The sequence below is a fragment of the Bacillus sp. FSL K6-6540 genome, assembly GCF_038007545.1.
The window spans coordinates 1,033,267-1,045,975 of record NZ_JBBOXH010000001.1; the positions used below are offsets into that span (position 1 = coordinate 1,033,267).

Here is a 12,709-nt window from a genome sequence, read left to right on the forward strand (position 1 = left end):
TAGAAGCATGGCATGGATGTGGAGCAGGTTATAACTTGTTCAACAGCTTTTTCATGAGGAAATCTCCTTTCGCGTTCTTTGAATTTATCTAGGTTAATTCTTCATGGCCTTAAAAGATTCCTCCGCGGCCTCAAGCGTTGCCTCGATGTCCGCATCCGTATGGGCCGTGGTCATGAACCAGGCTTCGTATTTGGAAGGGGCCAGGTTCACGCCGCGGTCCAGCATGTGGCGGAAGAAGGCCGCAAAGGCTTCGCCGTCGGTATCCTGCGCTTCGTCATAGTTCGTGACCGGATGATCGCAGAAGTGCGTGGAGAAGGAGCCCCGGATGCGGTTGATCGTGAGCGGAACGCCATGGCGGTCTGCGGACGCTTGCAGGCCTTCCGTCAATTTGATGGTCAAGCGCTCCATCTCCTCATACACGCCTTCGCCCTGCAATACCTCCAAGCAGGCGATTCCGGCCGCGATGGAGGCCGGATTGCCAGCCATGGTTCCCGCCTGATAAGCCGGGCCGAGCGGGGCAACCTGCTCCATCACGTGTTTCCGGCCGCCGTAAGCGCCGATCGGCAGTCCGCCGCCGATGATTTTACCGAGAGCCGTAAGATCCGGCTGAATCGCCTCGTGATTGGCCAGACCCGTATAGGTTTGGGTGGATCCGTAATGGAAGCGGAAGGCGCTGATAACTTCGTCATAGATGACCAGCGACCCGTTGTCGTGCGCCATCTGGCACAGGCCTTCGAGGAATCCCGGCTTCGGCATGACCATTCCGAAGTTGCCGACGATCGGCTCGACCATCACGGCGGCCACATCTTCGCCCCATGCGTCGAGGGCAGCGCGCAGGCCTTCCAGATCGTTGAAAGGAACGGTAATGACTTCCGTGGCAATGCTGGCCGGGATGCCGGCGCTGTCCGGAATGCCGAGCGTGGAAGGCCCGGAGCCCGCAGCCACGAGGACCAGATCGGAATGGCCATGGTAGCAGCCGGCGAACTTGATGATTTTGTTGCGCTTGGTGTAAGCGCGGGCGACCCGAATCGTGGTCATGACGGCCTCGGTGCCGGAATTGACGAAACGTATCTTGTCCATGGACGGGATGGCTTCCTTCAGCATTTTGGCCAAGGTAATTTCAAGCTCCGTCGGCGTTCCGTATAGGGTGCCGTTTTGGGCAGCCGCCGTGATCGCCGCCGTAATATGCGGATGGGCGTGTCCGGTAATGATCGGGCCGTAAGCCGCCAAGTAATCGATATAACGGTTGCCGTCCTCGTCCCAGAAGTGGGCTCCGCTTGCGCGTTTCATGAAGACGGGTGCACCGCCGCCTACGGCTTTAAACGAACGGGAGGGGCTGTTTACGCCGCCTACGATATGCTGCAGCGCTTCTTGATACAGGGCTTCGGAACGGTTTCTTGAGGTTGACATGATAGTAAAACTTCCTTTCTTCATGAAGCAGGACAGGAAGCTAGATTGACGTAGCGCCCTGTCCTGATTGCTGTAGTGTATTAGTTGCGATCCGTTGTCGCAGATGGTGTTGCGGAGCTTTCAGAGTCGCTGTTCTCGGAGTCGGTGTTCCCGGAATCACCTTCCGTGCCTTCGCCGTCTTCGGTCTCAAGGTCTGGCGTCGGCGGGTTCATGATGTCCTGGATATACTGCTTCAGCGTATCCGGATTGCCGACCGTTAAGACGGCGGCGCCGCCGATATGTTCTTCCTTCAGTAGTTTCATCGGAGGTACCTGCTCGCTGCCGCTCATTTTGCTCTTGTAGGCGACGTTCGCAAGCTTCCACATATCCTCGACATCGAGATTCGTATCAATATAAGGGCTGACGGACTTCAAGATGTCCGGAAGCTTCATGATGGAAGTGGTGGTCTGCATTTTCTTGGCTACGGCCTTCAGGAGCTCGCGCTGCCGCTCGGTGCGGGTGAAGTCGCCCATCGCATCATAGCGGAACCGGACGTATTGCAGTGCCGCATTGCCGTCCAGATGCTGCATGCCTTGCTTCAAATCAATGTCGTACTCGTTCTTGTCGGCTTTACTTGAATAACTCATGTCCTTCTCCACGTAGAAATCAACCCCGCCGACGGAATCAACCAGCTTCATGAAGCCCTGGAAGTCCGTATAGACGTAGTATTGAATCGGTATGCCCAGCAGATCGCCTACCGCCTTCATGGCCGTGTTCGGGCCGTGCGTGATGGCCGTATTGATACGGTTTCGGTCATACCCGGGTATTTCTACGTAAGTATCGCGCAGAATAGAGAATAAGTGCATTTTCTTCTTTACGGGATCAATCGAGGCAACAAGCATACTGTCGGAACGAGGAATTTCCCCTTCCTCGAAACCGCGCGCATCGACGCCCATCAGCAGAATGTTAACCGTCTCCTTGCCTTCCCACTCCGGCGGGGCAGGGACTTTGGCATCCACCTTCTCGATTTCCCGAAAAGGGGAGGCTTCGCCAGTTTTCTGAAGACTTTGCAAGCCGTCATAAAACGAGGCCGCATAATAGATGCCGTAACCAATGACGGCGGCCAGTATGATGCTGACACTCCATATAATCGTCTTCTTTGTTTTTTTGGTCATTGGGTTCTTCCTTTCGGATTACGCTGATGAATAAATTCGATAGAACATTTGAACATTCGACATTCATTCTATTATAATTTTTTTCGAAAAGACAATCAATTTTACGGGCCTAAAGTCCGTATAGCAGGAGTTGAGCCTTATCGCAGACCAAAAGCAGTTGAAGATTGGAAGCAAGGTGCCGGATTTTTCACTTCCGGCTTCGAACGGGGAGAAGGTAGCATTAAGCGATTTTCGTGGGCGCAAAGTCGTGCTGTTCTTCTATCCGAAAAATATGACCCCAACCTGCACCGAGGAGGCTTGCAGCTTCCGGGACAACTATGGTGCGTTGGAGCAAGCCGGCGCAGTCGTGATCGGGATCAGCCCCGATCCGCTGAAATCCCACGCCAAATTCATCGATAAGCATAGCCTGCCCTATTTGCTCTTGTCTGATGAGGAGCATAAGGTAAGCGAAATGTTCGGCGTATGGCAGATGAAGAAGATGTTCGGCCGTGAATATATGGGTATTGTACGCTCAACCTTCTTGATTGATGAGAAGGGGAAGCTGGCCGGCGAGTGGCGGAAGGTGAAAGTGAAAGGCCATGTCGAAGCGGTTCTCGCAGCCGTGCTGTCATAGCTATATATGAAGAACGGTCCCTCGGCATGCCTGAACAGGCATGGTAAGGGACCGTTTTTTTTGAATATATCTTGCAAGCAGGGAACCTCCAATGAGGAGCTTATCACCTAAATCAGAGGATTTGGCCAACCTGAATGAATCAGAACTTCAAGAACGTACCCGTCCGATATTCGCGGAAGGCTTCGTTCACTTCTTCCTCCGTGTTCATGACGAAGGGACCGCGGGCTGCCACGGGCTCCCGCAGCGGCTCGCCTGCGTACAGAACAAAGCGAAGAGGCTCCGCAGCCGCTGCCCGTATTTCGCTAGGTTTTCCGTCGATTCCAGCGCCCAGCCACAACACCTGGCTTTTAGCCGCGTTTACGCCATTGCCTCCGAAGGTTCCGCTGCCCTCAAGGATGTAGATGAAGCCGTTATAACTGCCGGGCAGGTCCTGCGCGATGGAAGCGCCGGGCTCCAGCAGCACCTCGACCATCGTGACCGGAACATGATTTTTGGTGGCGGATACGACATCGCCGGAAGAACCGGAGAAGACTCGCACAACCGCGCCATCCTCTTGTCGGATCGGCATATCCGCGCCTTTCAGGTTCTGGTAGCGGGGAGTCGTCATCTTCTGCTCGCGGGGCAGATTGATCCAGAGCTGCAGGACGTGGGCCGTTATGCCTTCTGACGGTACTTCGTTGTGGATGACGCCGCTTCCCGCCGTCATCCACTGCACGTCTCCAGGCCCTAGCACGCCGCCCTTGGAGAGGCTGTCATAGTGTTCAACGGTTCCATCGATGACAAAAGTAACGGTTTCGATTCCCCGATGGGGATGGTCGTCGAATGAACCGGCCTGGAACTTGTCCTCCATCATCCCGAGAAACGGATCGGCTTTGCTCCAGTTTCCAAATTCGATGACGGGTCCTGAGGCATGGATGGAGCTGTGCCGCCGAAGAACGACATCCCGGACTTCCGTAATATCACGCTGAATGACCGCTTGGTGATTCATATGTCTATCATCCCTTCCGAGTTCTGGATTTGAATTCAGTTTACTAGTAATGTGAATAGGAATCAAGGGACGTAAGAAAATATCAGATTCTAGTCTTTTTTTGAATCGCCCTCCATATAATCTATCAGGAAGCCGAACTCATAGAAACGATGGAGGTAGAGTTGATAATGAAAAATATGGTGCGGGTTACATCGATAGCGGTATTCTTCGGCGTTGTGGCAGTGCTGATCATGATCGGCATGGGACTTGAGGTTCAGGCGCCGATGGCAGACTATGCGGAGCAGGCCCCTTTAGCAGCGGCACCCCTGACAGCAGTGCCAGAGCAGAATGTTCAAGCAAAGACCCGGGAGGCAAGCAAGCCGGTCGTCACCACTGCATTCAAGAAACCATCGGCTGTGAACGCCGCACCTGTTCAATATAAGAAGAAGCCTAGCGACAAAACGGTATACCTGACATTTGATGACGGACCATCGGATTTAACGCTCGACGTGCTGGATATTTTGAAGCGGGAAGGAATCAAAGGCACGTTTTTTGTACTGGGCAAGGAGGCGGAGACCCGTCCCGAAATTATCAACCGCATCTATGAGGAAGGCCATGTGATCGGGAATCATACATATGATCATCGTTATGACGAGCTCTACGGGCATTTTCAGGATTTCTGGGGACAGATTAAGAAAACCGAGGAAATCATCCGTTTGATTACAGGGGAACGGCCGCAGCTGGTCAGAGCTCCCGGGGGGACGGCCGGACATTTCGACGAAGCTTATTTTCAATACATGAAGCAGGGGGGATATCATGTATTCGATTGGAATGTCGACAGCGGCGATTCCAGGTATAGGGGCGTCCCGGCTAAGGACATCGTAAAGGGGGCGACCACGAAAGTGAACGGCAAGGAGGCGATCGTGCTTCTCCATGACGGTAAAGGCCATGCCGAAAGCGTTAAGGCTCTGCCTGACATTATTTCTTATTATAAAAAGCAAGGCTATGCCTTTGACGTGCTGTCTCCGGAAACCGAGCCCGTTCAATTTCGTGCTCAGCAGACCGCCCGCAAGGCTTCACAGCCTTCACAGCAGTGGATTCGCGAGCACGTCGCCGTCAACGCCGCGCTATTCGGGACCGGGCGAACGCTGGCCGTGGAATTCGGAGGGCTTGAAACCGCGTTTGCGGCAGGCGAATACAAGCTGGTCGACGGCCGGTTGATGGTTCCGCTGCGCGCTTTGGTGGAGCGGCTTGGCGGAAGCGTATCCTGGAAGTCTCACAACAAGACCGTGCAGGTGACGCTGGCAGGGAATCGCTGGGAAGCCGACCCGGTGGGAGGCTTGCTGTTCCCCATGCAAACCGGCGGCAAGCCGGTGTCCTCCGATGTTCATTTAATCGGCGGTACCGCTTGGATTCCGCTTCGGGAAGCGCTTGACTTTTCCGGCCGACCTGTTACAAGAGTGACATATGAAGAAGGCGAGTATCGCGTTCTAACTTTGTAGTCGAAAATTGTATTTTATGTTTGTAATTATGCTTCACAAGTTATAGACTAGTACTTAGAGATATTTATCACAATCCCTAAGATTGTTTCAGATAAAGGAGGGGGAAGTTTCCCCCTGCTTTATTTTTGGCGATAGTGAGTCACCCATAAGTTCGCACTTTTGTAAGTGATGCATAATAGATACCGGTTATCCCAAAATTAAAGCTAGCCGGTACGATCGTCGCCAAGTTCATCTTGGGAATTCACTTAAAGAAAAGGAGGCAATTCATTATGACAGAAACATCTTCTCCACAGCCGTCCGAAACTCCGGAAAATGTTGTAGGAAACCAAGAAGCTGCGGCGTCCAGCCGTCCTGATGTGCTGCTCGAACAACTGCTCAAGCCCGAGGTTCAGGAATCCCTCACAACTCTCGTGGACAATCTTCCAAAACTTACGGAAATGCTGACCGTCATGACTAAGGCGTATGACTTCGGTAAATCCGTAGCTACGGATCCCGTGCTAGCGGAAGACACCATGGCTTCCCTGAGCGGATTCGCGAAGCCGATCACGACAACAGCAAAAAGCGTTGCATCTGCAGCCATCGAAGCCGGAGACCGCGTACACGCTCAAGGCGACCAAGCTCAGATCGGCGTATTTGGTCTGATGAAAATGCTGAAAGATCCTCAGGTTCAAAAGGGTCTTCGCTATGCTCAGGCTTTTTTGGACGTTCTTAACGAGCGCGACCAACAAAACAAGCGTTAATCCATAAATCATACGAAGAACGGAGGATGGTCATGTCTAAACATATTTTAATTTTGGGCGGAGGCTATGGCGGCTTGCTTAGTGCGCTTTCTGCACGCGAGCATTTTGGTGCTGCCGCAAAAATCACGCTGATCAACCGTTTCCCAACCCATCAGATCATTACGGAATTGCACCGTCTGGCAGCAGGCAACATCGCAGAGAAGGCAGTAGCTTTGCCGCTCGACAAGCTTCTGCGCGGCGCGAACGTTGACCTGCGCATCGGCAACGTTAAGGAAATCAAGCCGGATGAGCGTTCGGTTTCCCTGGACGACGGCGGAAACTTCACCTACGATGCCCTGGTTATCGCACTGGGCAGCGAAACGGCATTCTTCGGCATTCCGGGACTGCAAGAGAACAGCTTCATTCTGAAGTCCGTGAACGATGCTAACCGTCTGCGTGCTCATGTGGAGTCCCGCATTGCGGAATACAGCAAAACCAAAAACAAAGCGGACGCTACCATCGTGGTTGGCGGCGGCGGCTTGACAGGCGTTGAGCTTGTTGGCGAATATGCCGATATGAGAAGCGAGCTCGCTCGCAAATACGGTATCGACCCACAAGAAATCACGCTTTATTGTGTTGAAGCAGCTCCTTCCATTCTGCCGGGCTTCCCTGCCGAACTGGTTGACCGCGCGACAACAAGCCTGCAAAAACGCGGCGTGAACTTCCTGACCGGATTGCCGATTACCAAAATGGACGGCACGACCGTTGAACTGAAAGACGGCAGCACGATTGAAACCAGCACCTTGGTTTGGACTGGCGGCGTACAGGGCAACTCCGTTGTGGCTAACTGCGGCATCGAAGTCAACCGCGGACGTGCGGTTGTCAACGAATTCCTGCAATCCGCTTCCCATCCTGACGTATACGTTGCAGGCGACAGTGCGGTTGTTATGGGACCGGAAGGCCGTCCATACCCGCCAACGGCACAGCTGGCATGGCAAATGGGCGAGCTGATCGGCTACAACATCTTCGCTCAATTGAACGGCGGCGCACCGGCTTCCTTCAACCCGGTATTCTCCGGTACGCTCGGCAGCTTGGGACGTAAAGACGCCATCGGCACCATCGGCGCCAACAAAACCCAATTGAAAGGTCTGCCTGCAACCTTGATGAAGGAAGCAAGTAACATGCGTTACCTGTCCCACATCAACGGTTTGTTCACGCTGGCTTACTAAGCCTGGAAGGCGACATTATATCCAAATACAAGAGATGGACCCGGAATGATTCGGGTCCATCTTTTTTTATTGCGCAGCCCAAACATAAGCGCAGAGACTTAGGGACAACGTCAGGAAAACATAATACGATGGATACACCCGAAGCGAGGATGCAAGCAGGGAAGGGATTCCCGGGCGCCGCTCCCGACGGGATGTGGGAGAAGGAGGTAAGAAAGGCAGAATGGATGAGCGTCCAGAGCGAAGAAGAAAGAAGGTCAGATAGTTATGTAAGCGCTATCTCAAATGGTTCGCAATTTTCATTTCATGAAACAGGAGGGAGCATGTATGCGGGGATACCGTCGTCTTCATTCGATCGTGATTCAACTGTTTATGTTTTTTTTCATCGGCACAACACTCCCGGTTCTCATCATGGGTTTCCTTTCGTATCACAAATCGGCATCGATCGTGGAGGAGCAGGTCAGTAAAGTGGCTTCCCTCACGATCACCCAAGTCAGCGACAAGCTGAATATGTTCTTCAAGAAACTGGACGACTCCTCGATGATGGTGCTGAACAGCAAAGTGGTTCACGGCATACTGGAGGATCAGGATATCAGTAAATACGACCTGACGTTGAAGGTGAAGGAGGGGAAGGACCTGCTGACGTCCATCATGATCAATTCGCCGGAGATCTTGGATGTATACGTGTTTGACGTGCAGCGGAACAATTCGGTCCTGAGCGCGGATTCCTTGATGTCCATCCCGGACCAGTGGGATTCTCCTTGGTATCGGGCGATATTGGAGGCGAACGGGCAGGCGGTATGGTTCGGCTTGTCGGATACCTCCTACCTGAAGCAAACGGGAATGGGATTTCCCGTGTTCGGGCTGGGCCGGGCAATCCGGAGCTGGGATACGGGGGAGATCGTCGGGGTGATGTTCATTGAAATTATGGGGGATGTCCTGATTGATGAATTAAACCATGTCCAATTCGGCGACACGGGGTATATGTACGTGGCGAATGACGAGAATCGTTACTTTTACCATCCCGATCCATCGATGTACGGGAAGCAGTCCAGGATCAAGCTGCCCTCGGGTTTGACGGAATACAACCTGAATAACAACAAAACGCTGATGATCCCCTCGCGCCTGAACAACGGCTGGCATGTGGTCGGCATGGTGCCGCTTAAGGAACTGACGGCCGATTCCGCCAGCATCCGGAGTTTCACGGTCTGGATCGTATTCGGATCGATTCTGGCCGCGATCGGCATCGGATATTTCATGACGCGGAGAATCGGCAATCCGCTCGTTCAGCTGAGCCGCTTGATGCGCAGAAGCGAGGCGGGCGATTTATCGGTCCGCAGCAAGAACGTAGGTCCCAGCGAGATCGGTCAGCTGGGCCGAAGCTTCAACAAAATGATAGAGCAGATCGACCTGCTCATCAGGCGGATCGCCGCGGAGGAGTCCGAGAAGAAAAAAGCCGAAATCCGCGCGCTGCGGTATCAGATCAATCCCCATTTTCTCTACAATACGCTGAACTCGATCCGCTGGATGGCCAAGCTGAATCGAACGAATGACGTGGACCGATCGGTCACGGCCCTGGTTCATCTGCTGGAGGGGAGCCTGGAGCGCAACGGTGTGTTTATAAGGCTTGGAGATGAATTGGAGCTGCTTCGGAAATATATGATCATCCAGAATTACCGTTATGACCACCCAATCGAGCTGCGGATCGATTGCCCCGAGGAAATGGAGGATCTCCACGTTCCCCGGATGCTGCTGCAGCCGATCGTGGAGAATGCGATCTTTCACGGGATTGCCCCGCTTGATGAAGGGGGCGTCATTCAGATCCGGATAACACTGCAGCAGCAGGATGTCATGGTGCGGATCGAGGACAACGGAATCGGCATTAAGCCTGAACGGATCAAGGGACTGCTGTCGTATGAGCAGGATCACTCCAAGCAAGGCATGACCCATATCGGCCTGCGTCATGTTCACCAAACGGTCCAGCTGTATTACGGCAGCAGGTACGGGGTATGGGTGGAAAGCACGGAAGGCGGAGGAACGAGGGTCACGGTCACGTTTGCGAAACAAAGGGGGGACGATTATGTACAGAGTGCTGCTCGTGGATGACGAAGCGATCGCGCGTACGGGACTGCGCTCGACCTTCGATTGGGAGAAATACGGTTACCGGCTTGTCGGGGAGGCCTCCAATGGACAACGGGCCATGAAGTGGATCGTAAACGGGGATCTGGACATTCTGATCACGGATATCGCCATGCCGGTCATGGACGGCCTGGAATTGACCCGGCGGACAAGGGAGCTTTGTCCTTGGGTGAAGGTACTGCTGCTCAGCTGTCACAGCGATTTCGAATTCGTGCGGGAAGGCATCAGGCTTGGCGCATCGGATTATATCCTCAAGCCGACGCTGGACGCGGACTCCCTGGTCGCCGTGCTTGATCACATGCGATTGAAGCTGGAAGAGGAGAAGCAGATGCAGCGGATTCTGACCGAGCATGAGCAGCAGCAGCGGCTGAATAAGAAGAAGGCTGCCGGAAAAATGCTCTTTCAGGCGCTGTCCGGTGAGCCGGATGCACTCGTGAAGCTGGAAGCATGGAACCATAACGGCTCGTATCTGCTGGCCGTGCTCCAGCTAGATTCGGATCTGGGCGCTGCTGCGGCCGGCGTACAGCCAAAGGATTGGCAGGAGGAGATCGAACGGTTCATGGGGCAGTTATATGACCAGGCGCCGGAGGCGCTGGCAGCTCGGCTGGAAACGGACCGGATCGCAGTCTGCTTACCGTTAAGGGATGAAGCAAACGGGCAGGATTCAGGGTACGAAGGAGCTATCCGCCTGCCGATCCGGAGCACGATGGGGCTCAGCAGGAGATATAACAGCATGGATAAGCTGCAAGAAGCGTTTAGAGAAGCCGCTGAAAGCCTGGAGGGCCTCTTCTTTCATCCAGATCAACAGATATTGCGGGCAGAGGAGCTTCCCCTGACCGCCGATTCGGCTCAGGAGAGGCCGGCTGCCGAGCTGCATGCCCTAAGGGCCGCGCTGACCGTCGGGAACATGGACATAAGCCAAGAGCGTCTCCAGTCCATTATGCAGAGCTGGCGTCCCGGACGGATGAAGAAGCCGGCGGTCCTCCGGGAAGCAGAGGAGCTTCTGAGCTTGCTTGCTATGTTTCATCTTCCCGGCGGCCCGCCGCTTCCGCAGATCGGGGAGGTGGGCAAGCTTCGCTCGGTGGAGGAAGTGAAGAAGCTGGTGCTTCAAGGCTTCCATGCGCTGCGGGAGGAAGCCATGCGCCACCCTGTACCGGAATCCACGCTGCATGAGCGGATCGTGCTGCAGGCCGTCCGATATATTAAGGCGCGCTTTACCGAGCCGATCTCCCTGCAGGAGGTGGCGGACGAAGTGGCCGTCAGCCGCAACTATTTTAGCGAATTGTTTAAGCGCGTCACGGGACACAACTTCATTGACTATGTCATTGATCTCCGCTTGAAACGGGCCAAGGAGCTGCTTTCCACAACATCGCTGCGTGTGTATGAAGTGGCGGATCGTTCCGGATTCAATGACGTCAAATACTTCAGCAAGCTGTTCAAGAAAATGGTAGGCATGACGCCAGCTGAGTACCAGGGACAGCATCGAAAATAAGGGGAATTTCATAGGATCGGAAAAGAAACCACTTTTTCGGAACATAATCCGTTCAAAAGCTTTTTGCCAAAATTTTATAATTAAAGCGTTTACAAAAGCTGTGCCAGCGAGTCCAAATCTGGTTTGAATGGAGGAAATGAAATGACAAGGAAACAGGTGAGAGGGTCATTGCTTGCAATCATTCTTCTACTATCATCCATACTCCAAGCGTGTGGAGGCGGCGGAACATCAGAGGGCGGGGAGTCCGGAAGCGGCGAGAAGGTCAAGATCAAATGGGCGACCTGGGGAAATCCCGGCGAGCTTAGCCGCTTTCAGGAGCTGACGAAGGAATTTAATAAGAATCACTCGGACATTGAGGTCGAATTTATTCCGATTCCGGGCGAGTATGATCAGAAAATATTAACCCAATTAACAGGCGGGACGGCTCCGGATATCTTCTATGCAGGCGACGCCCTGGTCGTGAAACTGATCGAGAATCAGAGCATTGAGAATTTGACGACGTATATGGAAGCTCCGGAAAGCGTGATCAAGAAAGAGGATTATTTCGAAGGCTTGTGGGGCGCAGCCGTGCGGGATGACCAGATCTTCGGGGTACCGGTGGATTGTAACCCGATGGTGCTGTGGTACAACAAGAAGGTGCTGAAGGAAGCAGGGATAACCGAGATGCCGGCCGATCTTCAGGCGAACGGACAGTGGACCTGGGACAAATTCAAGGAGATGGCGGACAAGATCAGGGACAGCAAAAAGTACGGCTACGTGCTGGATAACTCCTGGAACAGCTACCACAGCTGGGTTACTTCCAACGGCGGCCGGGTGTACGACGACGAAGGGAATTTCGTAGCGGCTTCGGATCCGAAGGCGATGGAGGCTTTCCGCTTCCTGTACGACAACGTGAAATCCAAAAACATCACCTTCTCCGGCACGCTTCCCAAAGGGCAAGGCGGGGATGCCATGTTTATGTCCAACCAGGTCGGATTCGTTGCTGCAGGCCGCTGGTACCTGCCGCTGTTCAAGAAGAATCAAGGGCTAGAATATGACGTGGTCACATGGCCAACCAATACCGGCAATAAGATCGAGCCGGCCGGTATTCCGACCGCCTACATGGTGATGAACAAGGCATCGAAGAATAAGGAAGCGGCATACACCTTCTTCTCCGAGTACGTAAGCAAAGAGGGCCAACGCTTCCGCCTGCAGGGCGGCGGCAATGCCGTTCCGTCGGTACAGGGAACGGATGAGGTGGTGCTGGAAGGGAATCTGCCGGAGCACGCCCAGTTATTCCTGGACGCGCGCGAGATCGGGTATTCCCTGACTCCGTTCGAGGCGGGCATTCCCGGACTAAGCCAGGATATAACGTCCAAGTTCGAGGCGCTGTGGCTGAAAGATCAGGAGCTTGAAAGCTCCTTGAAGGATATTCAGGATATGGCCAACAAGAAAATACAGGATTACAAGAGCGGCAATAATTGATCCAGCTCTGGGGAGGAACGGTG

10 protein-coding genes are annotated in these 12,709 nt (G+C 53.8%); 7 read left to right on the forward strand and 3 right to left on the reverse strand.

From position 1 onward, the window contains the following. Window positions 1-93: 93 nt before the first annotated feature. Together MHH82_RS04520 and MHH82_RS04525 are read right to left on the reverse strand one after the other, a co-directional pair. Entirely contained in the window at window positions 94-1,410 is a 1,317-nt protein-coding gene (locus tag MHH82_RS04520) for a glutamate-1-semialdehyde 2,1-aminomutase (RefSeq protein WP_340963702.1), read from the reverse strand. Window positions 1,411-1,490: 80 nt separating this feature from the next. After that, window positions 1,491-2,564 (reverse strand): LCP family protein, encoded by a 1,074-nt coding sequence (locus MHH82_RS04525; protein WP_340963704.1) that lies wholly within the window; start codon window positions 2,562-2,564, stop codon window positions 1,491-1,493. Between the two features lie 130 nt (window positions 2,565-2,694). On the opposite strand from MHH82_RS04525, the gene bcp reads away from it, so the two are divergent. Then, the gene (bcp, locus tag MHH82_RS04530) at window positions 2,695-3,177 is read left to right on the forward strand and encodes a thioredoxin-dependent thiol peroxidase (RefSeq protein ID WP_012819045.1); all 483 of its coding nucleotides are present in this window, start codon (window positions 2,695-2,697) and stop codon (window positions 3,175-3,177) included. Window positions 3,178-3,316: 139 nt separating this feature from the next. On the opposite strand, the gene MHH82_RS04535 is transcribed toward bcp, so the two are convergent. Continuing rightward, on the reverse strand, window positions 3,317-4,165 hold the full coding sequence (locus MHH82_RS04535) for a pirin family protein (RefSeq protein WP_012819046.1): 849 nt from the start codon (window positions 4,163-4,165) through the stop codon (window positions 3,317-3,319). A 167-nt stretch (window positions 4,166-4,332) separates the two neighbouring features. Between MHH82_RS04535 and MHH82_RS04540 the strand changes: the two genes are divergently transcribed. The 6 genes from MHH82_RS04540 to MHH82_RS04565 all read left to right on the forward strand — a co-directional run bounded on the left by MHH82_RS04540 (window position 4,333) and on the right by MHH82_RS04565 (window position 12,686). Beyond that, window positions 4,333-5,646, forward strand: coding sequence for a polysaccharide deacetylase (locus MHH82_RS04540; protein WP_340963710.1), 1,314 nt, complete (start codon window positions 4,333-4,335; stop codon window positions 5,644-5,646). A gap of 269 nt (window positions 5,647-5,915) precedes the next feature. Continuing rightward, window positions 5,916-6,386, forward strand: a complete 471-nt coding sequence (locus MHH82_RS04545) for a DUF1641 domain-containing protein (RefSeq protein WP_009591098.1) — start codon at window positions 5,916-5,918, stop codon at window positions 6,384-6,386. Window positions 6,387-6,418: 32 nt separating this feature from the next. Continuing rightward, a complete protein-coding gene (locus tag MHH82_RS04550; RefSeq protein ID WP_009591109.1) occupies window positions 6,419-7,594 on the forward strand; it encodes an NAD(P)/FAD-dependent oxidoreductase in 1,176 nt (391 codons plus the stop codon). Window positions 7,595-7,918: 324 nt separating this feature from the next. Beyond that, on the forward strand, window positions 7,919-9,697 hold the full coding sequence (locus tag MHH82_RS04555) for a sensor histidine kinase (RefSeq protein ID WP_012819049.1): 1,779 nt from the start codon (window positions 7,919-7,921) through the stop codon (window positions 9,695-9,697). Next, the gene (locus MHH82_RS04560; RefSeq protein ID WP_340963716.1) at window positions 9,672-11,222 is read left to right on the forward strand and encodes a response regulator; all 1,551 of its coding nucleotides are present in this window, start codon (window positions 9,672-9,674) and stop codon (window positions 11,220-11,222) included. The genes MHH82_RS04555 and MHH82_RS04560 overlap by 26 nt, the downstream gene beginning before the upstream one ends. A 141-nt stretch (window positions 11,223-11,363) precedes the next feature. Then, complete coding sequence (locus MHH82_RS04565; RefSeq protein ID WP_009591115.1) at window positions 11,364-12,686, forward strand: ABC transporter substrate-binding protein; 1,323 nt, start codon at window positions 11,364-11,366, stop codon at window positions 12,684-12,686. Window positions 12,687-12,709: the final 23 nt, after the last annotated feature.

Coding starts and splice junctions, on each gene's coding strand:
- MHH82_RS04520 (WP_340963702.1), bottom strand. CDS start 1,410: ATGTCAACCTCAAGAAACCGTTCCGAAGCCCTGTATCAAGAAGCGCTG.
- MHH82_RS04525 (WP_340963704.1), bottom strand. CDS start 2,564: ATGACCAAAAAAACAAAGAAGACGATTATATGGAGTGTCAGCATCATA.
- MHH82_RS04535 (WP_012819046.1), bottom strand. CDS start 4,165: ATGAATCACCAAGCGGTCATTCAGCGTGATATTACGGAAGTCCGGGAT.
- MHH82_RS04540 (WP_340963710.1), top strand. CDS start 4,333: ATGAAAAATATGGTGCGGGTTACATCGATAGCGGTATTCTTCGGCGTT.
- MHH82_RS04545 (WP_009591098.1), top strand. CDS start 5,916: ATGACAGAAACATCTTCTCCACAGCCGTCCGAAACTCCGGAAAATGTT.
- MHH82_RS04550 (WP_009591109.1), top strand. CDS start 6,419: ATGTCTAAACATATTTTAATTTTGGGCGGAGGCTATGGCGGCTTGCTT.
- MHH82_RS04555 (WP_012819049.1), top strand. CDS start 7,919: ATGCGGGGATACCGTCGTCTTCATTCGATCGTGATTCAACTGTTTATG.
- MHH82_RS04560 (WP_340963716.1), top strand. CDS start 9,672: ATGTACAGAGTGCTGCTCGTGGATGACGAAGCGATCGCGCGTACGGGA.
- MHH82_RS04565 (WP_009591115.1), top strand. CDS start 11,364: ATGACAAGGAAACAGGTGAGAGGGTCATTGCTTGCAATCATTCTTCTA.